Below are 23,431 nucleotides of genomic sequence, written 5' to 3'. Positions count from 1 at the left end.
CCTGGCTCCCAGTCTTGCAATCATGTCTGGATGATCCCCGTTGTGAGTGACCTTAGTTTAATTCGAAATTTTTCGATCATTGCCCATATTGACCATGGTAAATCGACTCTGGCGGACAGGTTTATTCAGATCTGTGGTGGTCTGGCCGATCGGGAGATGGCCGCACAGGTTCTTGATTCCATGGATCTCGAGCGTGAGCGGGGCATCACCATCAAGGCTCACAGCGTTACGCTGTATTACACCTCCGAGAAAGACGGCAAGACCTATCAGCTGAATTTCATTGATACGCCCGGTCACGTTGACTTTCATTACGAAGTCAGCCGGTCGCTGGCGGCCTGCGAAGGAGCTCTGCTGGTGGTTGATGCTGCCCAGGGTGTCGAGGCACAGTCAGTAGCCAACTGTTATACCGCCATTGAGCAGGGCCTAGAGGTCATGCCGGTGTTGAACAAGATCGATTTGCCCCAGGCTGAGCCTGAGCGGGTCATGGCCGAGATTGAAAGTGTCATCGGGATTGATGCAACAGACGCGGTCACCTGCAGCGCAAAAAGCGGTCTTGGTGTGATAGATGTACTGGAGCGCCTGATTCAGGTGATCCCGTCGCCGGTTGGCGAACTGGATTCTCCGCTGCAAGCGCTGATCATCGATTCCTGGTTTGACAATTACCTGGGTGTGGTTTCGCTGGTGCGGGTCAAGCATGGACGTATTCGCAAGGGTGACAAGGTGTTGGTCAAGTCGACCGGCAAAATCCACCAGGTGGACAGCGTTGGTGTATTCAATCCCAAGCACAGTGAAACCGCGGACCTGAAAGCGGGCGAGGTGGGATTCATTATTGCGGGGATCAAGGATATTCATGGTGCGCCGGTGGGCGACACTCTGACACTGTCCAACACACCTGACGTCGACATGTTGCCGGGCTTCAAGAAAGTCAAGCCGCAGGTGTATGCCGGGCTTTTCCCGGTGAGTTCAGAAGATTTTGAGGATTTTCGTGATGCGCTATCCAAGCTGACGCTGAACGATGCCTCCCTGCATTTCGAGCCTGAGAGTTCCGAAGCCCTGGGTTTCGGGTTTCGCTGTGGCTTTCTCGGCATGTTGCACATGGAGATCATCCAGGAGCGACTTGAGCGCGAATACGATCTTGACCTTATCACGACGGCTCCCACAGTCGTATTCGAGGTGGTCAAGAAAGACGGTAGCGTCATCTACGTTGACAACCCCTCGCATCTGCCCGATCCATCCATGATCGAGGAAATGCGCGAACCTATCGTTCGGGCGAATATTCTGGTCCCCCAGGATCACCTGGGCAGTGTAATTACGCTCTGTTCGGAGAAGCGCGGTATTCAGCATGACATGCTGTTTCTCGGTACACAGGTCCAGGTAATCTACGATCTGCCGATGAATGAAGTTGTTCTGGATTTTTTTGATCGCCTGAAATCGGTCAGCCGTGGCTATGCTTCGCTGGATTACGCCTTCGATCGTTTCCAGGTAGCCCGCCTGGTGCGCCTGGACGTATTGATCAACGCCGAAAAAGTAGATGCTCTGGCGCTGATCGTGCATCGGGACAACGCGGCCTACAAGGGTCGCCAACTGGTCGAGAAAATGCGCGAGCTGATACCCCGCCAGATGTTCGATGTGGCCATCCAGGCAGCAGTGGGCGGTCAGATCGTTGCGCGGTCGACTGTCAAGGCACTGCGCAAGAACGTGATTGCCAAGTGCTACGGCGGCGACGCCAGCCGGAAAAAGAAGCTGCTCGAGAAGCAGAAGGCCGGTAAGAAACGGATGAAGCAGGTCGGAAATGTGGAAATACCCCAGGAAGCCTTCCTTGCGGTATTGAAAGTAGACAGCTAGCAATAGCTAAACGGACGCGATTATGCATATCAATTTCCCGCTGCTACTGGTGCTCGCAGTCGTTATTACCGGTCTTTTAGCGCTGATCGATCTGGTCTGGCTTGGCCCGAAGCGGCGCAGGGCACGTGCCGTCTACGAGGCAAAGGTCGATGTAGCCGATCCGGTGGTGCTCGAGCGTATGGGCAAGGAGCCGCTGCTGGTTGAATATGGCAAGTCGTTTTTTCCCGTACTGCTCGTGGTTCTGGTGTTGCGCTCCTTTCTTGTGGAACCCTTTCAGATCCCCTCTGGATCCATGAAGCCAACGCTGGAAGTGGGCGATTTCATTCTGGTGAACAAGTTTGCCTATGGTATCCGTCTACCGGTTATCGACAGCAAGGTAATCGCCATAGGCGATCCCGAGCGTGGTGATGTGATGGTTTTTCGCTATCCCAACGACCCACGCATCAACTACATCAAACGCGTAGTAGGACTGCCTGGCGACCGCGTGAGCTACGCAGGCAAGGAATTGTTCATCAATGGCGAAAAGGTACCAACCAGTGTGGTTGAGGTGAAACTCGATGAAGACCTTCCCGCTGGTCATCCGATGCAGAACATTGCAGAGGTGCGGATTCTCGAGGAGCAGCTTGGCGAAGTCGAACATCACATCCGCGTCGAGCGTCTTGCCCGTACACCTGCTGCTCAGGAGTGGCTGGTGCCGCCCGGACACTATTTCATGATGGGGGACAACCGGGACAACTCCAATGATAGCCGTTACTGGAATGCGCCCGATATGCCAAGGGAGTTGTGGGGAATGGTCCCGGACAACTATATTGTAGGCAAGGCATTTGCCATCTGGATGCATTGGCCAGAGCCGAAACTGCGTAACCTGCCAAGTTTTTCAAGGGTTGCCCTGATACATTGATGGGCTGGAACTACAACACCAACAACGGACGTCACGAGGTTATTCATGCGCCACTCCCAGAAAGGCATGTCATTCTTTGGCTGGTTGGCCGTCATTGCGCTGATCATATTCGGTCTGGTCATCTCGATGAAGCTGATCCCCATATACCTGGACCATTTCGCTTTGCGGGACATGGTGACCAAGGTCAATGAAGATCCTACGATCAAGATCAATTCGATTCGGGAATTCAATAGCTACATCGACAAGGGTATGCAGATAAACAGCATACGCGATATCAACGCGCGTGAAGCGATCAAGGTTACTGCCAGCGGCGCCAACGCCTTTACTGTGCAGATAGCCTACGAAGTGCGCACGCCGGCACTGCAGAACGTGGACCTGTTGGTCCATTTTGATGAAACCCATATAGTCAGACCTATTAAGTGACAAACAAGTTAGACCGCCTTGAACGCAAGATTGGCTATAGCTTCAGCGATCCAGAACTGCTGAACCTGGCTCTTAGCCACCGTAGCCTGGGGGGCCGCAATAACGAGCGGCTGGAATTTCTCGGAGACTCAGTGCTCAATTTTGTAGCAGCAGAGGCGCTTTATCAGCGCTTCCCGCAGGCCCGTGAGGGCCAGCTTTCGCGCCTGAGAGCCCGTCTGGTCAAGGGTGTTACCCTGGCTGAACTGGCCAAGGGTTTCGAGCTTGGGGAGTATTTGCGACTGGGCTCGGGCGAGCTGAAAAGCGGAGGTTTCCGTCGCGAGTCGATTCTCGCTGACGCGACCGAGGCAATCATCGGAGCCATTTACCTCGAAAGTGGTCTTGAAGTAGCGCGCGAGCGGATACTGCATTGGCTGCAGGGCCATATCGATTGCCTGACACTGGTCGACAACAACAAGGACCCCAAAACCCGATTGCAGGAATACCTGCAGTCGCGGCATTGCGATCTGCCTCGCTACGAAGTCACCGAAAGCGGTGGCGAGGCGCACTGCAGAACCTTCAGGGTCGAGTGCCTCGTCAGCCCTCTGGAGAAAGCCACCTACGGTGTGGGCAACAGCCGCCGTCTGGCGGAACAGGTTGCCGCCCAAAAAGCCCTGATCGCCCTGGGCGTGGAGAAAGCAGATGAGTGATAGTACCTCCCGTTGTGGCTATGTGGCCATTGTAGGCCGGCCCAATGTGGGCAAGTCGACGTTGCTCAACCACATACTCGGGCAGAAACTCGCGATTACTTCGCGCAAGCCACAGACCACCCGGCATACCTTGTTGGGTATCAAGACAGAAGGCGAGACGCAGGCGATATATGTCGATACCCCCGGCCTGCATAAGGAAAACGAAAAGGCGCTGAATCGCTTCATGAACAAGAGCGCAACCCAGGCGTTGCGTGATGTCGATGTGGTGCTTTTCGTGGTTGATCGTACGCGCTGGACCGATGAGGACCAGATGGTGTTGGAAAAGGTTCGCTACGTTACTTGTCCGGTGCTGTTGGTGGTCAACAAGGTCGACCGTATGGACGACAAGCAGGAGTTGTTGCCACACCTGGAATGGCTCGCGCAACAATTGTCCAGCGCCGAAGTGGTTCCGGTTTCGGCGCTACAGGGTCGTAATATCGAGGAGCTGGAGAAGCTGGTTGCCGAGCGCCTGCCTGAGGGCGAGCACTTTTACCCGGAAGATCAACTGACTGACCGCAGCTCACGCTTTCTGGCCGCCGAACTGGTCCGTGAAAAAGTCATGCGTCAGCTCGGAGCGGAAATTCCCTACCAGGTAGCGGTGGAAATTGAGCAGTTCAAACAGGAAGGCAAGGTCCTGCATATTCATGCGCTGATCCTGGTCGAGCGTGAAGGCCAGAAAAAAATCATTATTGGCGACGGTGGCGACCGCATGAAAAAGATCGGCCAGGAAGCGCGCCTGGACATGCAGAAACTGTTTGGCAGCAAGATCATGCTCAATCTGTGGGTCAAGGTACGGCGCGGCTGGTCTGATGACGAGCGTGCGCTCACTTCCCTGGGTTATTATTTCGACAAGTAGTCACTCGTCGCCCTCGAGGTTGCAGTGCAATCAACCCTGACCCCGGCCTTTGTTCTGCATAGCCGCCCTTATAGAGACACCAGTGCACTGGTTGATCTTCTTACGCTGCATCAGGGGCTACAGCGGGTTGTCTGGCGTGGCGCAAGGAAGCCCCGCGGCGGCGTATCTCCACAACCTTTTGTGCCTTTGCTGGTAAGCCTAAGCGGGCGTGGTGAGCTGAAAACCCTGACTCAGGCCGAAGCTGCCGGTACCTATCTGCCGCTTCAGGGTGACTCGCTATTCAGTGGTTTGTATCTGAATGAGTTGTTGGTGCGAGTTCTGGCAGCTGGAGACCCGCAGACGCTGGTCTTTGCGGGCTATCAATCGGCCCTACAGGCGCTGGCTGGAACCACCTCCGTGGAACCGGTATTGCGCGAGTTCGAATGGCAACTGTTGGACGTTATGGGCTATGGTTTCAGCCTGACAGAAGACGCCAGCGGTGCTGCGATTGAAGCTGATGCTACCTATGTCTGGCAGGCCGAAGTAGGCTTGCTGCGCCTCGTTGATGCGCGCCCGGGAGATGGGCGGCCCGGGCTGCCCGGTATTGGGCTGTTGGCAATGGCGCGAGCTGACTGGGCGGCGCCCCAGGCGCTCAGGACGGCGAAAAATCTCATGCGACAGGCTTTGGCAATACATCTGGGCGGCCGGCCGCTGGTCAGTCGTCAACTGTTTTCATCCCCTAGCAGCACCCCCAGAGGAGACAGATCTTGAGCCATCCACAACGTGTACTTCTAGGCGTCAATATTGATCACGTGGCGACCTTGCGCCAGGCGCGGGGAACACGCTATCCCGACCCCGTCCAGGCTGCCATTGAAGCAGAGCAGGCCGGGGCAGACGGCATTACCTTGCATTTGAGAGAAGATCTTCGGCATATCCAGGAGCGTGATGTGCGCGTACTCAGGGATATTCTGCAAACCAGAATGAATCTGGAGATGGCGGTAACCAGTCAGATGCTGAAGTTTGCCGAGGAGATAAAGCCAGCCAACATCTGCCTGGTGCCCGAGCGTCGCGAGGAGCTGACTACCGAAGGTGGACTTGACGTGGCAGGTAATGGCGCGAAGATCCAGGAAGCGGTCGAGCGGATGTCGGCCATGGGTAGCGAGGTGTCCCTGTTTATCGATCCGGATTCGCAGCAGATCGAGGCAGCCAAGCGCGCTGGTGCACCGGTTATCGAGTTACACACCGGGCATTACGCGGACACCCATGGCAAGGAGCAGCAGGATGCGCTAGCCCGCTTGCGTGAGAGCTGTATCTACGCGCGCAAGCTGGGTCTGGTGGTCAATGCGGGGCACGGTCTGCATTACCACAACGTCGAGCCTATTGCGGCGTTGCCGGGAATCAACGAACTCAATATAGGGCATGCGATTATTGCCCGTGCGTTGTTTACCGGGCTGGCGACAGCGGTGTCAGATATGCGCGCGTTGATTCTCGGCGCATCGGGAAATAGATGATTCGGGGCATTGGTACCGATATGGTGCTGGTCGGGCGAATCGAGGCAGTACTCGGGCGCCAGGGGGATCGTTTTGCGCGGCGTATCCTGACTGATGCGGAGTGGCAGCGATACGCTGTGCATGGTCAGCCGGCGCGCTTCCTGGCCAAGCGCTTTGCCGCCAAGGAAGCCATTCTCAAAGCCCTGGGTACCGGCCTGGGCCAGGGAATGTCCTGGCACTGCATACAGATTGATCGCAACGCACTTGGCGCACCGGTCGTTGTGCTGAGCGGAGCTGCCCTTACCCGGCTTGACAGCGGCGGCGGAGGGAGCATGCTGCTCAGCCTCAGTGATGAACGGGAGCAGGCGCTGGCGTTTGCTGTATGGTCGGCCGATCCGGCGGCTCAGGCCGATTCGGTGGCATAGGCGGCCTGTAATCGGGTAATTGCCTCGATTAACTGACTGACCGCTACCTGATTGGGTAGGCCGCGCTTCAACAGCTCCTCCGCGCGCTGGCAGCAGGCGCGTAATTGCGGTACGCCGCAGTAGCGGCTGGCGCCATGGAGCTTGTGTATGACTTCCAGTAACTCCTCGTTTGCATTGCTGGTAATGTACCTCTCGATTCTGAGTCGCTCGTCCGGCAAACCCTCGATCAGCATGCGGAGCATGTCCTCTGCGAGATCTTCTTTTCCGGCAGCCAGGCGCAAGCCTTCTTTGCGGTCCAGAACCGCCAGCCGCTCACGATCTTCCAGGCGTCGGTTGGGCGGGCTTTCAAGTGCGTCAGCCGAGGCAGGCATCTCCAAGGCCACGCCCGTCCAGCGCTGCACACAATGGGCAAGCTGCTCAGGGCTGATAGGTTTGCTCATGTAATCGTTCATACCGCACTGCAGTAATTTGCGCTGTTCCTCTGCCAGGGCGTGGGCGGTCAATGCGATGACCGGTCGCGGCGCGTAGCCGGCCAGCTCCTCACGCATGCGCAATTCGGCCGTGGTGGCGGGGCCATCCATACCGGGCATCTGAACGTCCATGAAAATCAGGTCTACCGCTTCTGTGGCCAGTATGTCCAAGGCCTGTTCCCCACTCATTGCGGTAAGAACCTGTGCCCCCATCTGGCTCAGAAAGGTCGCGACCAGTTTCAGGTTGGCCTCGTTATCGTCTACGCACAGAATCGTGATTGATTGGCTCAGTGATATGGATCGCGCTGCGATGCTGACAGGCTCCGGTTTGAATAGTCGATTGATAGCGCGCAACAGCTTGCGAGTGCACAGAGGGCGAGAGAGTACCTGACATTCGCTGGCTGGCAGCTGATCCAGAGCGGGGTAATGTTCGGTAGTATCGATCAGCAGAACAGTCTTGCAGCCGCCGACCAGTGATCCACGTTTGAACAGTTCCAGCAAAACCTCGGGCTGATCTGTCGAGGCCGCGCTGCTCAGCAACATCAGGTCTATCGCTCGCTCGCTGTGGCTGCGAGCAATCATATCCTCTTCGAGGTAGGCGGGGTTTTCATAGACGCTAACCTCCAGGCCGAGGTCCTCCAGGCAGTGCAACAATGCCTGGCGACTCAACAGTAGTGGCTCTACCACCGCGGCCCGCAGGCCGGAAAAAGGCCTGTAAGGCAGGTCATCAGCCGCCTGACTGGACTTTTCCAGGCGCACTGTGAACCAGAATTCAGAGCCTTCACCCGGTTGGCTGTTGAGGCCGATCTCGCCCTGCATCTGTTCCACCAGGCGTTTGGCGATGGTTAGTCCCAGTCCGGTACCACCAGCCTGGCGGGAAATGGAATTGTCTGCCTGGCTGAACGCCTGGAACAGCATTTTTTGCTGGCTTGCGTTGAGACCGGTACCCGTGTCGGTAACACTGATTCGCAGCAGCGCATGGCTTTCGTCCTCATGCTCGAGCATCGTGCGGATACTCACCGAGCCGGTATGCGTGAACTTGATTGCATTGCTGATCAGGTTGGCCAGTACCTGCTTCAGGCGCAAGGCATCACCACACAGGCCCAGGGGGGTATCACGGTAGATGATACTGACCAACTCCAGATGCTTGTGGTGGGCAGCAGGCGCCAGCATTGTCAGTGTGTCCTGAATCAGATCGCGCAGGTTGAAGGGCAGGTTGTCGAGTATCAGCTTGCCTGCCTCGATTTTGGAAAAATCCAGAATCTCGTTGATTATCGCCAAAAGATTGTCCGCGGATGATCCTATCGTGCCCAGATATTCCTGTTGGCGGTTACTCAGCTCGGTGCGTTGCAGCAGGTGACTGAAGCCGATGATGCCGTTGAGCGGTGTACGCAGCTCATGACTCATGTTGGCAAGAAATTCGGACTTGATGCGGCTCGCCTCCAGGGCCGTCTTGCGCGCCATGTCCAGCTCTATATTCTGTACCTCGATGGTTTCCAGCGTTTGCCGCAGATCTTCGGTGGCCTGGTCGATATTCTGCTGCAACTCACCTTGTGCGCTTTGCAACGTTTCGGCCATGGCGTTGATACCCTTGGCCAGATCGTCCAGTTCACGGCTGTCCTGGCCTTCCAGACGCACATCGAGCTGGCCCCTGCTGATACGGCTTACCGCGTGATTGGCTCTGGCGATGGGATCGCTGATGCGCCGGCCAAGACTGCTGACCACCAGGCCGGTAAAGGTCAGCCCGACAAGCATAAGTACCAGTGTGTGAAGCAGGGTCTGATACTGGCGCAGGTGCAAATTGCCGTGACTGAGTTCGACCTCAAGCCAGCCAAGTAGAGCATCCGATTCGACCTCTACTGCGGCCTGACGATCAAGCAATTCGCTGGAAGCGATCAGCGGGAGAAGAAAACGACTGCTGTCGTCGCTGCGTCGGACCTGAAGACCGGTGCCCGCACCAAGGCTGTCCACCCCCAGGGTGCGCTCCGGCTGATGCATCTGCGGGCCGCTGTGCTCGAGTATGTTGCGGTCACTGTCATACAGGCTCACGGCGCGCACATCGGAGCGGTTTAGGGTGGCTGAGAGTCGATTTCTGACCTGTTCAGGCTCGCCATTCAGCAAGGCGACAGCCGCGGGGTCCTGCAGATGCTCGACGGTCATGAAGCCGCGTTCGAGCAATTGCTGGTTCAGGTCGGTGATTGCCTGCCAGCTGAAATAGCTGCCCAGGGCAAGAATCATTGCCCCCGTGGGTATCAGCGTCATCAGCAGGATGCGTGCTTTCAGGCCTATATCATTCATTGTGTATCCCTCACTCCGTTGCCGGTATCATAGGCCGCCTGAATGAAAAGCACAGCACCGGGTGCTACTCCGGGCCATGGCAACGAAAGGTGCAAGATGACCACTGATTATCCTACCGTCGCTGATTTTGTCGGCAACACGCCGCTGGTGCGTCTGCAGCGCATTCCCGGTGACACCAGCAATACCATACTGGCCAAGCTCGAAGGCAACAATCCCGCGGGGTCAGTCAAGGATCGGCCGGCGCTTTCGATGATCGAACAGGCCGAGCTGCGGGGTGAAATCAGCCCCGGTGATACCCTGATCGAGGCCACCTCGGGCAACACAGGTATTGCTCTGGCCATGGTGGCGGCAATCAAGGGTTACCGGATGGTGCTGATCATGCCGGATAACATGAGCTCTGAACGCAAGGCGGCAATGAGCGCCTATGGTGCGGAGCTGATTCTGGTCAGCCGCGAAGCGAGCATGGAAGGTGCCCGCGACCTTGCCATGCAGATGCAGAGTGAGGGCAAAGGAAAGGTGCTGGATCAGTTCGGTAATGCTGACAATGCCGAGGCGCACTACCGCAGTACGGGCCCGGAAATCTGGCGTGATACCCATGGAACCATTACCCACTTCGTCAGCTCCATGGGTACCACCGGCACCATCATGGGCACCTCGCGTTATCTCAAGGAGCAGAATCAGGCTATTCAAATCGTCGGTCTGCAACCTGTCGAGGGCGCATCTATTCCAGGTATTCGCCGCTGGCCCGAGGCATACATGCCGGGTATCTTCGATGCGCAGCGGGTAGACCGGATAATCGATATGGCTCAGCAGGATGCCGAGATCATGATGCGCCGACTTGCCCGCGAAGAGGGTATTTTCTGCGGTGTATCCTCTGGAGGCTCGGTGGCGGCTGCCATGCAGTTGTCGCGCGAGGTCGAGAATGCGGTGATTGTGGCCATTATCTGTGACCGCGGTGATCGGTATTTGTCCACCGGAGTGTATGACCCTAAATCATGAAAGCTTTCCGCGGTAAGGCCCGCAAGACCGCTGACGCGCCTGCGGCCATAGGTCAGCGCATTGAGGTCGAACTTGAGCGGCTCAGTCACGATGGGCGAGGGATTGGACGCTGGCAAGGTCGAACGGTGTTTGTTGATGGTGGTCTTCCTGGCGAACGGGTCATCGGCCGTGTCCTCAAGGCTCGCAGCAAGCTGATCGAGACGCGCGTGGACAGCATTTTGCAGGCCAGCTCCGAGCGCGTCACACCGGCGTGCCGGCACGCTGATCTATGTGGCGGGTGTAGCTTGCAGCACATGCCTCACACGATGCAGCTGCAGGTCAAACAACAGGCGTTGGTCCAGCAATTGCAGCACTTTGCAGGTGTAGAACCGGAACAGTGGATGCCTCCGTTGCTGGGGCCTGCCTACGGTTATCGTCAGCGCTCGCGGTTGGCCGTGCGCTGGGATCGCAGGCAGGCGCGGCTTGAGGTTGGCTACCGTCAGCGCTTCAGCAGTGACCTGGTCGAAGTGCAGGAGTGCCCGATTCTGGTGCCGAAGCTTGAGTCGCTGGTGCAGGCGCTGGGTCCTGTGCTTCGGGATCTGGAGGGTGCAGCTGCCCTTGGCCACGTGGAGTTGATCGCGGCCCAGGTGCCGCTCATCGTCATTCGGCATATGCAGCCCTTGCCATCAGCTGACCTCGACCGTCTGCGCAAGCTCGCGCTGGATCATGGTGCCGAGTGCTGGACGCAGCCAGGAGATGGTCAATCGCTGCACTGTATCAGTGGTGCAGGCACCCAGGCAGCGTATTTGCTGGCCGACCAGGGCTTGCGGCTGGAGTTTGCGCCGGGCGATTTCATCCAGGTGAATGCGGCAGTCAATCAGCAGATGGTTAACCAGGCATTGCAGTGGCTTGCACCTCAGGAAGGCGAGCGTATTCTGGATCTCTTTTGCGGGGTTGGTAATTTCAGCCTGCCGTTGGCTCTGGCTGGGGCCCGGGTAACCGGGATTGAAGGCGATGGCCAGATGGTGGCTCGGGCACAAACTAATGCTGTAAATAATGGGCTGAACTCGCTGCACTTTTTACCGGCGGACCTGTCCAAGCTGCTCGATAGTAAATGCTTCGCTGACGGCTGCGATGCCGCTTTACTGGATCCGCCCCGAGATGGTGCCGAATTGCTGGTACGAACGCTGGCCGACATGAAGGTCGGTAGGATTCTCTACGTATCCTGCAACCCGGCTACCCTGGCGCGCGACGCGGGGATTTTGGCAGCTAAGGGATACCGGCTCACCAAGGTGGGGGTGATGGACATGTTTGCTCAGACCGCGCATGTCGAGGCAATGGCACTGTTTGTACGCGGTACGGCTGCAGGTTCTGCTCGAAAAGCTCAATAGAGTGAAGAAAATTGTCTAAGAATCCGCATGAAATCAGGGATCTGTCCTAATGGTACAGGTCAGGGCGCAATACCCCACTAACGGCGATGGCAGCGTCGATATTGCCGCGTGGATCGATCGCATCAATCAACGCGTGACATTGTCCTCCCCGCAGATCCTGCGCGAGGCTTGCGAATGGGCCTTGCAGCTCGAGCAGGAGGCGATCGCGGAAGAGAATATCTGGGCTGAAGGCGCCAGCAGTTATACCACTGGCCTGGAAATGGCGGAAATTCTCGCCGAGCTCAAGCTCGATCAGGATTCGCTGGTGGCAGCGGTCATCTATCGCGCGGTACGTGAACGCAAGACAGATCTGCCTGCTGTCGAACGCCGGCTTGGCCTCGCGGTGGCGAGCCTCGTCGACGGTGTTCAGCGGATGGCGGCCATCAGCGTTTCACAAAACCCTGCCAAGGCAGCTGCATTCAGCTCCCAGTCCCAGGTCGAAAATCTGCGCAAGATGCTGGTGACCATGGTCGACGATGTGCGGGTTGCGCTCATCAAGCTGGCTGAGCGTACCTGCGCCATACGTGCGGTCAAGGATGCGCCCGAGGAAAAGCGTTATCGGGTTGCCCGCGAGGTATTTGATATATATGCGCCATTGGCTCACCGCCTGGGAATCGGTCATATCAAATGGGAGCTCGAAGATCTCTCTTTCCGTTATATCGAACCCCTTCAGTACAAGCAGATCGCAGCGTTGCTCGACGAGAGGCGGCTGGACCGGCAGGAATATATCGATGAAGTGATGGGCCAGTTGCGCCAGCAGCTTGAAGAGGCCGGCATCCAGGCCGAGATTACCGGGCGCGCAAAACATATCTATTCAATCTGGCGCAAGATGCGCCGCAAGAATATCGACTTCAGTCAGGTCTACGACGTACGTGCAGTACGGGTGCTGGTTCCGTTGGTACGCGACTGCTATACCTCTCTGGGGATTGTGCACAGTCTCTGGCGGCATATTCCCAACGAGTTTGATGATTACATAGCCAATCCCAAGGAAAACGGCTACCGCTCGCTGCATACTGCGGTTGTCGGTCCCGGCGGAAAGGTGCTGGAAGTACAGATCCGTACCCAGGGTATGCATGAGGAGGCCGAACTGGGCGTCTGCGCCCACTGGCGCTATAAAGGCACCGATGCCGGCAGTACGTCTTCCAATGCATACGAGGACAAGATTGCCTGGTTACGTCAGGTGCTCGAGTGGCATGAAGAGATGGGCGATATCGGCGGGCTGGCTGACCAGTTGCGTGTGGATTTCGAGCCGGACCGCATCTACCTGTTTACCCCTGACGGTCACGTACTCGATGTTCCCAAGGGCGCCACACCGCTGGACTTCGCCTACCGCGTACATACCGAAATAGGTCACAGTTGTCGCGGGGCAAAGGTTAACGGCCGTATTGTACCGCTAAGCTACATCCTGCAAACCGGTGAACAGGTGGAAATCATTACCGGTAAGCAGAGCGGCCCGAGTCGCGACTGGCTTAATCCGAACCTGGGATATGTCAACACCTCCCGCGCGCGGGCCAAGGTCCAGCACTGGTTCAAGCAGCAGGCGCGGGAACAGAACGTGCAGGCAGGCAAGTTGATGCTCGACCGTGAGCTAACGCGGCTTGCGCTCAATGGCGCAGACTATGCGCAGTTGATAGACAAGCTGGGTATCCGCAGCCAGGACGATCTTTTTGCTGCGGTTGGATCCGGCGATATTCGACTCATGCACGTGGTCAATGTTGCCCAGCAACTGATCGAACCGGATACTCGCAGTGAGCAGCTGGAGCTGATTCCCAGGCGCCCGACCAAGCCCGGTCGCCGCAGCGATGTCTTCATTCAGGGCGTCGGCAACTTGCTGACTCAGCTTGCAGGTTGTTGCCAGCCCGTGCCCGGCGACCCGATCATCGGATACATTACTCTCGGCCGCGGGGTGACGGTGCACCGCGCAGACTGTGCAACCGCCATGCAGTTGCAGGATAGGGACTCTGACCGGCTCATAGAAGTCAGCTGGGGTAGCGAGCGGGTGCAGACCTATCCGGTGGAAATCTACATCAAGGCCTATGATCGCTCCGGCCTTCTGCGCGACGTGTCGCAGATGCTGGCCAACGACAAGATCAATGTGCTCGAGGTCAGTACCCGCACCAACAAGGATGACAACTACGCAGCCATGTTACTGACGGTGGAGGTGCCTAACATAAACATGTTGGGCAGGCTGCTGGCGCGGATCAGTCAGCTGCCGAATATCATCGAGGCGCGGCGCAATCGCAAGGAGAGCCAGGTGTGAGCTACCAGATAGATGATCTGCTGTATTTGATGCAGCGCCTGCGTGATCCCTTGCATGGTTGCCCATGGGATCTGGAGCAGGGCTTTGAAACTATTGTTGCGCATACCCTGGAAGAGGCCTACGAGGTCGCCGATGCCATCGCCGAGAAGGATTACCCGCAACTGGCCGGTGAGCTTGGCGACCTGCTTTTTCAGGTAGTCTATTACGCGCAGTTGGGGCGGGAGGAGAGTCTTTTTGATTGGGAGCAGGTTGTTGATGGCATCACCCGCAAGCTGATCAGACGCCACCCCCATGTCTTTCCCGATGGCAATCTGCGTACCCCGGCTGGGGCCCTCAAGCTGGAGGCGGACCAGGTCAGCCAGCGTTGGGAGGAGATCAAGGCGCTGGAGCGCGCCGAACGAGCAGAGCGCCCGCAACAGCTCTCGTTACTCGATGATGTACCCAGAGCGCTGCCGGCGCTAAGCCGAGCGCAGAAACTGCAAAAACGCGCTTCCCGTGCGGGGTTCGACTGGGGGCAAGCTGCGCCGGTGCTTGAAAAAATTGCCGAGGAGCTGGATGAAGTGCGTGAAGCGCTGGCCCAGGGGGATCATCAGGCTGTCGCCGGGGAGATGGGTGATCTGCTGTTTGCTGTGGTCAACCTGGCGCGGCACCTGAAGGTTGATGCCGAGACAGCACTGCGTCAGGGAAATGAGAAGTTCGAGCGTCGATTCCGCTTCATCGAAAACCGCCTGGTCAGCCAGGGTTTGAACCTGGCTGACACGGACCTGGAGAGCCTGGATAAGCTATGGGATGAAGCCAAGCTACAAGGGCTCTGAGCCAGTTCAGGCAGGCTGATTCTGTTTGCCCTGCAGATTATGCAGGTGCTTCTTGCTCAATTCGAGAAACCGTGGCGTCATGCCGGCATCGGCGTAGATCGGATCCCCCATCTCGTCGCTGGCCACTACCTCGTCACCCGGCTTGTAGGGCAAGCTGGCTTCCAGCTCCTCCAGTGCACAGGACAACAGGTCGGTAATCAGCTCCTCGACATGGCGTCTGGGATACATCTCCTGAAGCGCAGCGAGGCGCGCCGCGTCCTCCAGAGGCAACTGTACCTGATAAGTCGTGTGTGTCATCGCCCCTTTGGCACTACGTTCCCACTCTTGGGTCAGCTCACGGATCTTCATGTTTTCTCCCAACTAGTTCTGCTTGTGTTCACTTTTGACGATAATTCCAGCATAGCCCAAGGGCCTGTTTCTGCACGCAGAGTGCTTCCTGTCGGGGGCGTATTTCAGCGCTGCGTGCCTCAGAAAAACGCGCCTCTTGTCAGGCAGGCCCCTACGCCAGCATGCTGTCGTATATTAGGACAACAGGAGACGGCAAATGACTGAGATAGATGCGCGCTTGCGTGAAGATGTTCATGAGTTGGGCGAATTGCTCGGGCAGACTATCAAGGCGCAACTGGGCGAGTCTTTTCTGCAGCGTATCGAACGTATCCGTCTGGGCGCCAAACAGGGTCGCAGTACAGACAAGGCTGCCCATGAGGCGTTGCTGGCAGCGCTGCACGATTTGCCTGACGATCAACTGTTGCCTGTTTGTCGGGCCTTCAATCAGTTTCTCAATCTGGCCAATATTGCCGAGCAGTACCACCGCAACAGACGCCAGCGTCCTGATGAGCCCGTGCGTTTCGAGCAGCGTTGCGTCAGTGACCTGCTCAAGCGGTTAAAGGAAACAGGAATGGACGGCGTCACTGTGCGCCGGCATGTCGAATCACTGGATATCGAGCTGGTGCTGACTGCGCATCCCACCGAGGTGACGCGCCGTACCCTGATACAGAAGTACGATGCCATTGCGCTGGCCCTGGGCCGTCGTGATCATGATGATCTCAGTAGTTCAGAGCAGGCGAGCGTGCGCTCCGATCTGGCCCGGCTGATCAGTGAAGCCTGGCATACCGATGAGATTCGACGTAGCCGCCCGACGCCGGTAGATGAAGCCAAATGGGGTTTTGCGGTTATAGAGCATTCCCTCTGGTCTGCGATCCCTACCTTTCTGCGGCAGCTGGACGAGGAGGTGCGGGCGGCTACCGGTGCGTCCCTGGCTCCCCGCACAGCTCCTGTGCGCATGGGATCCTGGATGGGTGGCGACCGCGATGGCAACCCCAATGTTACTGCACGGGTAACCCGGGAGGTGCTGCTGCTCGGTCGCTGGATGGCGGCCGATCTGTACCTGCGCGATGTCGAAAGCCTGGGCAACCAGTTATCCATGCAGGCAGCCAGCAAGCGGGTGCTGGATCAGACAGGGCTGGTCGATGAGCCCTATCGCGCGCTGCTCAAGCGTTTGCGTGAACGGTTGCAAGCGACCCGGGACTGGGCCGAGGCTGCGCTGGAAAGTGATCTGCCGCCCGATGAAGCTGTATTGGGCAGCCTCGATGAATTGCGCCAGCCCCTGGAGGATTGCCATACCTCTTTATTGGAGCAGGGCATGGAGCTGATTGCCAACGGTCCACTGCTGGATACCCTGCGCCGGGTCAATGCCTTTGGCCTGGGTCTGGTACGGCTGGACATCCGTCAGGATGCCGGGCGGCACGCGGACGTACTGGCCGAGTTGACCGATTACCTGGAGCTGGGTCGCTACAGCGACTGGAGTGAAGAGCAGCGCTGCGAGTTCCTGATCAGAGAGCTGAGCAATCGCCGACCGCTGTTGCCACCGGGCTGGAAGCCATCTGATGAGGTAGCCGAGGTACTCGATACCTGCCGTATCATAGCCAGTCAGCCCGCCGAATTGCTGGGCTCGTACGTGATATCCATGGCTTCCAGCCCCTCGGACGTACTGGCAGTCAAACTACTCCTGAAGGAAACCGGCGTCAGTTGGCCAATGCGCGTCGTGCCCCTATTTGAAACCCTGGCAGACCTGGACAATGCAGCGCCTGCCATAGACCGGCTGCTTTCTCTGCAGGGCTACCGAAACATTGCCGGGGATGAGCAGGAGGTGATGATCGGCTATTCGGATTCGGCCAAGGACGCCGGGACCCTGGCTGCCGGATGGGCGCAATACCGGGCGCAGGAAGCACTGGTGGCGGTTGCTGCGCAGCACAGGGTGCGACTGAGGCTTTTCCATGGCCGCGGTGGTACCGTTGGTCGCGGGGGCGCGCCTGCCCACATGGCAATCCTGTCGCAACCTCCTGGCTCGGTGAATGGCCAGTTTCGGGTGACCGAGCAGGGGGAGATGATCCGCTTCAAGTTCGGGCTGCCGGCAATTGCTGTGCAAAGCCTGCAGCTTTATACCAGCGCGGTGCTTGAGGCCAGTCTGCTACCACCTCCAGCTCCTGAACCCCAGTGGCGTGAGATGATGCAGAGCCTGGCCGATCGTTCTGTGACGGTCTACCGCGGCGTGGTGCGAGACGAGCCACAGTTCGTGGAATATTTCCGCCAGGCAACGCCCGAGCAGGAGCTGGCGCGATTACCGCTGGGCAGCCGACCAGCCAAACGCAAGACGCAGGGCGGCATCGAGAGTCTGCGGGCAATCCCCTGGATCTTTGCCTGGACACAGACCCGTTTGATGCTTCCGGCATGGTTGGGTGCAGGCCAGGCGTTGATGGAAGCCATGGATGCGGGCGAGGCGGATCAGCTGCGGATCATGATGGACCGTTGGCCGTTTTTTCGGGCGCGAATCGAGATGTTGGAGATGGTGCTGTCCAAGGCAGATGCCAGTATTTCCCGGTTCTATGAAGAACGCCTTGCGAGTCCTGACCTCTGGCCTCTGGGTGCGAAACTGCGCGCGGCGTTGCAGCAGGCGACCGAAGCGGTACTGACGCTGCGTCAGACCGAGCAGCTGCTGGCCCACAATCCGGCCTTGCTGGAATCAGTCGCGGTGCGCAATCCATACACCGACCCGCTGCATATACTGCAGGCCGAGCTGATGGGCCGGACCCGGTCCCAGGGCCAGAATATCGATCCAGATCTTGAGCGGGCCCTTCTGGTAACGGTTGCCGGAATCGCTGCCGGTATGCGCAATACCGGCTGAGGGGCCCGCAGGCCGGGGTGCCCATCGAGACCATGGTCTGGCTTGTGCATGCGGGGTTGTAAGTGTATGTTGAACGCCCTTTTCGCATGCCGTGGGCTGCGATGAATTAGATGCGTCGGCGCAATTGCGGGCGTTTGCCAGTGGTTGGCGTTTTGCCAGCCGCGGCCCGGTTTCAGTCAGATTAGGAGAGTTTGAATATGCGAGTCATCCTGTTGGGAGCGCCTGGCGCCGGCAAGGGCACCCAGGCCCAGTTCATCTGCAAGCAGTTCGAGATACCCCAGATTTCCACGGGCGACATGCTGCGTGCAGCGGTCAAGGCCGGTACCGAGCTGGGCAAGCAGGTGAAGGAAGTTATGGAAAGCGGGCGCCTGGTGTCCGATGACCTGATTATTGGTCTGATCCAGGAGCGGATCGTCCAGGAAGATTGCCGTAACGGTTTTCTGCTCGATGGTTTTCCTCGCACTATCCCTCAGGCCGAGGCGCTGGTTGAAGCTGGAGTCAATATTGACCATGTGCTCGAAATAGCAGTTGACGATGAAGAAATCGTCGAGCGCCTGTCTGGTCGTCGTGTGCATCCTGCCTCCGGTCGCATCTATCACATCAAGCATCAGGCACCGAAGGTCGAAGGCAAGGATGATCTGACTGGCGAAGACCTGGTTCAGCGTGAAGATGATGTGGAAGCCACAGTGCGCAATCGCCTGCAAATCTACCATGAGCAGACCCAGCCCCTGGTTGCTTTCTACCAGAAGGTGGCCGATGCACAGGGTACGCCCAAGTGCACTCGCGTAGTGGGTGTGGGCAGCGTCGAGACCATTACCCAGCAAGTCATGAACGCACTGAAGTGATGTTTTAAGGTCGCCTGGCCACGGGCGACCGGCAATATGGACTATTGGCTGCTTGCGGGCAGCCACTGATTTCCTATGAGCCCCTCATTGAAACCGACCGCTATGAACACACTGCTTGCTCTCGATACTGCAACCGAGGCGTGCTCGGCTGCGTTGCTGCATCAAGGCCGGGTGCTTCACCGCTTCGAAGTCATACCGCGCATGCATGCGGTGCGCCTGCTGCCGATGATCGAGGAGCTGCTGGACGAAGCCGGCATTAAAATGCGCGATATCGACGCACTGGTTTTTGGGCGGGGCCCGGGGGCCTTCACCGGCGTGCGTATAGCAACCGGCATGGTTCAGGGCCTGGCTTTCGCGCTTAACAAACCCGTTATAGACATATCCAATCTGGCCGCACTCGCCCAACGCGCTGCTCGCGAGCACCAGGCCGAGAATGTGTGTGCCGCCATTGATGCGCGTATGGATGAAGTCTACTGGGGCTGCTATCAATTGCGTGCGGGAGTGATGCATTTGGTGGGAGAGGAGTGTGTCAGTGCACCGGAAAAGGTGACCCTGGCAAGGGGTATGGGGCTCCCCGAGGGCGCCGGGACCGGTTGGCAATATGCCGAACGCCTGGGAGTCCGGGTGGAACGGAGCTGGCCACAGATGCTTCCCGATGCGCGGGATCTGTTGACGCTCGCTGCTCCGCGCTGGGCGTCGGGTGACGTGCTGGACGCTGCGGATGCACAGCCGGTTTACCTGCGTGACAAGGTGGCGACACCACGTTCCGTCGGCTGATTTTGCCTTTTCTTTGTAGGCAGGATAATCTCTACTTTGTATCCCATGGAGTCATTTCATGCGTCTGGATGGTTATATCCCATTCACTGCGCTTCCCGAGCGCAGCTCTCGCCCTGTGGTCCCTCCGGCCAACAGCGAGCCTGCGCGCGCGGGTCAGACAGCCCAGGCTGCTCCCGTCGAGCCTTCTCGGGCCCTGGCAACTCGATCGGTCAATCCGTCGTCTGCCAATGCCGAGTATATCCCTGCCCGCCGCGAGAGCCTGGAGCCGGTCTACGGTCGTACGAATCAGGCCATGGCCAGCTATCAGTCCACTGCCAGCATGCCTGTCGGTGACGATTCCGATGGCATCTTTGGTATCGATCTGTTTGCCTGATCCCTCAGGCTTCAACCCAGGCTTCCCGATGTGAATATTCCAGCAACCGCACATCTCGTTGGGGTGACTTTTTTGCGCCCCGAATTCGAGTCCAGGGCGTCCGCACTGGCAGCCTCCCTGGCACTACCGTTACTGGACCCCGCCACCGATGACGCATTCCTGTTACTTCAGGTAGGGGAGGCCGGATTGAGTTTGCAGGCGACAGGAGCCAACGCACCAGGCTCGGTGCGAGTTGATTTTGTCGAAGGCGCACTTGCCCATCGGCGTCAGTTTGGCGGTGGAACCGGGCAAATGGTGGCCAGGGCCGCAGGGTTGCGGGGTTCGCTCAGGCCCAGCGTGCTCGATGCCACCGCTGGACTGGGGAGGGATGCCTTTGTGCTGGCCGCTCTGGGTTGCCAGGTAACCATGATCGAGCGGCAACCTATTATTGCTGCGCTGCTGGCTGACGGCTTGCTGCGCGCCAGGCAGGCGGGTGGCGAGGTCGCCGAGATTGCCGGTCGTATGGAGTTGGTTCAGGCCGATGCCATCACTGTGATGAATGCATGGGACGGTGCAGTGCCGCAGGTGATTCATCTGGATCCGATGTTCCCCCATCGCGACAAATCCGCGCTGGTCAAAAAGGAAATGCGAGTCTTTCGCCCGTTGGCAGGCGATGATCTGGATGCGCCGGCGTTGCTCGAGGCGGCCCTGGCGCTGGCCAGCCACAGGGTCGCGGTCAAGCGACCACGCAAAGCCCCGGCCATCAGTGGTCGGGTGCCCAGCGCAGAACTTAGCGGTCAGTCCAGCCGTTACGATATCTACGGTATACAGAAACTCGGTAATTAGGTGTCTGCCTCCATGGGCGACGCAGGCGCAGGCGCCGGCTTGGACGCGCGCGCCACCTGCCTGATCGACAGTCTGATTTCCGCACTGAGTACTCGCTTTGCCGTGTTCTCAGCTATGTCTTCCATGTCCGGCGAATAACTCAGCCGTCCTTCGACGTCCTGGCTCAACACCTGCTTTTCATTGAGGCGCTGAATAAACTGGCGGAACAGGGTCTTGTCGAAGAACTCCGGCGCATTCAGACCGTGCAGTATTGACAGCCGTTGCGCCATGACCGAACAGAGCGCTTCAAGCTCTTCAGCTGTCAGGCTACCGTTGGGATTGCTGAATAGCAGTGCAGATGCCATGTAGAAGCGTTCAAGCGTTTGCAGAATGCTGCGCGCGAGCAGGGTCAGCAGCACAAACTCCCCGGAGCTGGTTTCCGGCCGGGAAATCTGGCCCGCACTGTCGTGCAGTAACTCTTCAGCGACCAGACCATCTATCCAGGTCCCGATCACCGCGGGTAGTTCCTCCGCGCGCCATTGCAGAAAAAGCTCACCCTGCAGGTAGGGGTAGATGGCTGTCACCAGACGAATGATCTGTTCACGACTCATCCGGGCGTTATTCAGAAACAGACAGGCAATCAGGGCCGGCAACGCGACCAGATGCAGAACGTTGTTACGGTAGTACGTCATCAACACTGCCTGGGGTTCATCCAGGTAGAGAATTTCGCCGAGTGCATCGGATTGACGACCTATCATGCCCATGCTTTCCACATAGCGGATCAGTTGGGCTCCATCCATGTCCGGCAAGGTCACGCTGCTGCTGTATGGAACACGGCGAAGCAGTGTGTTGTAGCTCTCCAGTACCCGTATGAGTGCGGGCTCATCCAGTGCCAGGCGCCTGGTGGAAAGCATCGAAAGCGCGATCAGATTGACCGGATTGACATCGCACGCGGCGTTGATTGCGCTGGCCAGGGTTCGGGCCAGGCGGTCAGTGACGTCCGGCAGCCAGGCAGGGCGGTAGTCCGGCTCGTAGCTTTGTTGACGCCAGCCCGGCTGTTCCCTGCCGAGAAAACTGTTAAGCGCTACTGGCTCGCCGAAGTTGACCGCAACTCGACCGAAGCGCAGTTTCAGCGCGGATACAACCCTGAACAGATCAAAAAAGGATTCCTTCTTTTTTTCCTGGCCCCGTAGCTCGCCCAGATAGGTACGACCCTCAAGAACTCGTTCATAGCCGATGTAGACAGGCACAAAGACAATCGGGCGGCGGGAGGAGCGCAGGTAGCTGCGCAGAGTGATCGACAGTAGTCCTGCTTTCGGATTGAGCGTGCGCCCAGTGCGAGAGCGCCCGCCCTCTATAAAGTACTCGGTCGGAAAGCCGCGGCTGAACAGCGTGTGCATATATTCGTTGAAAACAGCGGTATACAGCTGGTTACCTCGAAAGCTGCGGCGCATGAAGAAGGCGCCTCCGCGTCTCAGAATATTCCCGACTACAGGCATATCCAGATTGATTCCGGCGGCAATATGCGGAGGCGTCAGATTGTTCTGGAAAAGCACATACGAAAGCAGGAGGTAGTCGATATGGCTGCGGTGGCAAGGTACGTAGATGATCTCGTTGCCCGGCGCTATGTCCTGGACTCTTGCCACATGGTTTATGCGAGTGCCGTCATAGAGTTTGTTCCAGAACCAGGAGAGCACAACCTCGAGAAAACGGATAATACTGTAGGTAAAGTCCGAGGCGATCTCGTTGGCATAGCGCGCAGCTTCGCGATGAGCCTTGGCGGGGTCGATTTCCCGCTCCTGCGCTTCCCGTTGTATTGCCTGTCTGACCTGGGGCGATTGCAGCAGACCCTTGAGAAGTGTGCGCCGATTAAAGAGGTCCGGCCCGACTACCGCACCCCGTTGTTGGCGAAAGTGCACACGCAACAAACGGTTGACGCGACGCAGGTTGCGCTCACGGCCCAGATCCTGTTGCACCAGTTCCTGCAATGACAGACTCCGCCCGAAATGCACACGAATCTTGCGGCCATGCAGCACTATGGCCAGCAACTTGCGCAGCCTCCCGGCCATTGTCCAGTTATAGGCAAACAGCAGTTTCAGTGGTGAGGACTCGACATCCGGTGATTGGCCCCAGAAAACGCTTACCGGTACCAGTTGTACCTCCTTGCAGTACCGGTCCTGGACTGCATCCAGGGTCCTGAGCAGGCGTGGCGATTGCTTTCGCGGATCAGGGCGACCTACCCAGGCCTTGGCGTGACTGAGGAAAACATGCGACTCGCGCTCATCGAGACCGCCATGGGGAGCCCGGACCGGGCGCGGCAGGCCCGCCTTGATACATTCGCGGTCCAGCACCATGAGGTCTGACAACGAACGGTATGGCAATACGTAGACAATTGGCTGATCTTGATCCAGATGCAGGCTGAAACTGCTGTTGCCGATGCTGTCCGAGCGTGCCCATATATATAACAGCCGCCGCAACAAACCGAAGCGCAAACGACCGAAGAAGGAAGAATAGACAGCTGACATGGAGTTTCCTGAATGGGATGGTATTCGC

The 23,431-nt window shown here is 58.0% G+C and carries 20 protein-coding genes; 17 read left to right on the top strand and 3 right to left on the bottom strand.

The features are described from left to right. The first annotated feature begins 42 nt into the window (after positions 1–42). Genes lepA through acpS form a run of 8 tightly spaced genes read left to right on the top strand, consistent with a single transcriptional unit; the run spans position 43 to position 6,644 of the window. On the top strand, positions 43–1,845 hold the full coding sequence (lepA, locus tag FZF01_RS08835) for a translation elongation factor 4 (RefSeq protein WP_150277780.1): 1,803 nt from the start codon (positions 43–45) through the stop codon (positions 1,843–1,845). Between the two features lie 22 nt (positions 1,846–1,867). Continuing rightward, positions 1,868–2,746 (top strand): signal peptidase I, encoded by an 879-nt coding sequence (lepB, locus tag FZF01_RS08830; RefSeq protein WP_150277779.1) that lies wholly within the window; start codon positions 1,868–1,870, stop codon positions 2,744–2,746. A 45-nt stretch (positions 2,747–2,791) separates the two neighbouring features. Further along, complete coding sequence (locus FZF01_RS08825; RefSeq protein ID WP_150277778.1) at positions 2,792–3,169, top strand: DUF4845 domain-containing protein; 378 nt, start codon at positions 2,792–2,794, stop codon at positions 3,167–3,169. After that, on the top strand, positions 3,166–3,855 hold the full coding sequence (gene rnc / locus FZF01_RS08820) for a ribonuclease III (protein ID WP_150277777.1): 690 nt from the start codon (positions 3,166–3,168) through the stop codon (positions 3,853–3,855). The genes FZF01_RS08825 and rnc overlap by 4 nt, the downstream gene beginning before the upstream one ends. After that, the gene (era, locus tag FZF01_RS08815; RefSeq protein ID WP_150277776.1) at positions 3,848–4,750 is read left to right on the top strand and encodes a GTPase Era; all 903 of its coding nucleotides are present in this window, start codon (positions 3,848–3,850) and stop codon (positions 4,748–4,750) included. Before rnc ends, era begins: the two co-directional genes overlap by 8 nt. Before the next feature lie 24 nt (positions 4,751–4,774). Then, entirely contained in the window at positions 4,775–5,500 is a 726-nt protein-coding gene (gene recO / locus FZF01_RS08810) for a DNA repair protein RecO (protein WP_223825445.1), read from the top strand. Then, positions 5,497–6,240 carry a pyridoxine 5'-phosphate synthase gene (gene pdxJ, locus FZF01_RS08805; RefSeq protein ID WP_150277775.1) on the top strand — a complete coding sequence of 248 codons (744 nt, stop codon included), beginning with the start codon at positions 5,497–5,499 and terminating at the stop codon, positions 6,238–6,240. Before recO ends, pdxJ begins: the two co-directional genes overlap by 4 nt. Further along, entirely contained in the window at positions 6,237–6,644 is a 408-nt protein-coding gene (acpS, locus tag FZF01_RS08800; protein ID WP_150277774.1) for a holo-ACP synthase, read from the top strand. The genes pdxJ and acpS overlap by 4 nt, the downstream gene beginning before the upstream one ends. On the opposite strand, the gene FZF01_RS08795 is transcribed toward acpS, so the two are convergent. Further along, positions 6,623–9,412, bottom strand: a complete 2,790-nt coding sequence (locus tag FZF01_RS08795) for an ATP-binding protein (RefSeq protein WP_150277773.1) — start codon at positions 9,410–9,412, stop codon at positions 6,623–6,625. The two genes, acpS and FZF01_RS08795, sit on opposite strands and share 22 nt — an antisense overlap. Positions 9,413–9,508: 96 nt before the next feature. On the opposite strand from FZF01_RS08795, the gene cysM reads away from it, so the two are divergent. Genes cysM through mazG form a run of 4 tightly spaced genes read left to right on the top strand, consistent with a single transcriptional unit; the run spans position 9,509 to position 14,895 of the window. Next, positions 9,509–10,411 carry a cysteine synthase CysM gene (cysM, locus tag FZF01_RS08790; protein ID WP_150277772.1) on the top strand — a complete coding sequence of 301 codons (903 nt, stop codon included), beginning with the start codon at positions 9,509–9,511 and terminating at the stop codon, positions 10,409–10,411. Then, complete coding sequence (gene rlmD / locus FZF01_RS08785) at positions 10,408–11,781, top strand: 23S rRNA (uracil(1939)-C(5))-methyltransferase RlmD (RefSeq protein WP_150277771.1); 1,374 nt, start codon at positions 10,408–10,410, stop codon at positions 11,779–11,781. The genes cysM and rlmD overlap by 4 nt, the downstream gene beginning before the upstream one ends. A 49-nt stretch (positions 11,782–11,830) precedes the next feature. Then, positions 11,831–14,080 (top strand): GTP diphosphokinase, encoded by a 2,250-nt coding sequence (relA, locus tag FZF01_RS08780; RefSeq protein WP_150277770.1) that lies wholly within the window; start codon positions 11,831–11,833, stop codon positions 14,078–14,080. Then, positions 14,077–14,895 carry a nucleoside triphosphate pyrophosphohydrolase gene (mazG, locus tag FZF01_RS08775; RefSeq protein ID WP_223825444.1) on the top strand — a complete coding sequence of 273 codons (819 nt, stop codon included), beginning with the start codon at positions 14,077–14,079 and terminating at the stop codon, positions 14,893–14,895. The genes relA and mazG overlap by 4 nt, the downstream gene beginning before the upstream one ends. A gap of 6 nt (positions 14,896–14,901) precedes the next feature. Here mazG and FZF01_RS08770 read toward each other — a convergent pair whose 3' ends face one another. Next, complete coding sequence (locus tag FZF01_RS08770; protein ID WP_150277769.1) at positions 14,902–15,243, bottom strand: pilin assembly protein; 342 nt, start codon at positions 15,241–15,243, stop codon at positions 14,902–14,904. 196 nt (positions 15,244–15,439) lie between these two features. Between FZF01_RS08770 and ppc the strand changes: the two genes are divergently transcribed. From ppc to FZF01_RS08745, 5 genes are all read left to right on the top strand, one after another. Continuing rightward, positions 15,440–18,079 (top strand): phosphoenolpyruvate carboxylase, encoded by a 2,640-nt coding sequence (gene ppc / locus FZF01_RS08765; protein WP_150277768.1) that lies wholly within the window; start codon positions 15,440–15,442, stop codon positions 18,077–18,079. Between the two features lie 197 nt (positions 18,080–18,276). After that, positions 18,277–18,924, top strand: coding sequence for an adenylate kinase (gene adk, locus FZF01_RS08760; RefSeq protein ID WP_150277767.1), 648 nt, complete (start codon positions 18,277–18,279; stop codon positions 18,922–18,924). A 102-nt stretch (positions 18,925–19,026) separates the two neighbouring features. After that, complete coding sequence (gene tsaB / locus FZF01_RS08755; protein WP_150277766.1) at positions 19,027–19,701, top strand: tRNA (adenosine(37)-N6)-threonylcarbamoyltransferase complex dimerization subunit type 1 TsaB; 675 nt, start codon at positions 19,027–19,029, stop codon at positions 19,699–19,701. A 58-nt stretch (positions 19,702–19,759) separates the two neighbouring features. Further along, positions 19,760–20,074 (top strand): hypothetical protein, encoded by a 315-nt coding sequence (locus tag FZF01_RS08750; protein WP_150277765.1) that lies wholly within the window; start codon positions 19,760–19,762, stop codon positions 20,072–20,074. A gap of 36 nt (positions 20,075–20,110) precedes the next feature. Next, positions 20,111–20,899 carry a class I SAM-dependent methyltransferase gene (locus tag FZF01_RS08745; RefSeq protein WP_223825462.1) on the top strand — a complete coding sequence of 263 codons (789 nt, stop codon included), beginning with the start codon at positions 20,111–20,113 and terminating at the stop codon, positions 20,897–20,899. Here FZF01_RS08745 and plsB read toward each other — a convergent pair. Then, positions 20,896–23,403, bottom strand: coding sequence for a glycerol-3-phosphate 1-O-acyltransferase PlsB (gene plsB, locus FZF01_RS08740; protein WP_150277764.1), 2,508 nt, complete (start codon positions 23,401–23,403; stop codon positions 20,896–20,898). The genes FZF01_RS08745 and plsB overlap by 4 nt on opposite strands. Between the last annotated feature and the right edge of the window lie 28 nt (positions 23,404–23,431).

Source organism: Halopseudomonas salina, from assembly GCF_008641105.1.
Note: the sequence above shows the minus strand (reverse complement) of the source record. Positions and strands in the feature narration are given on the sequence as shown.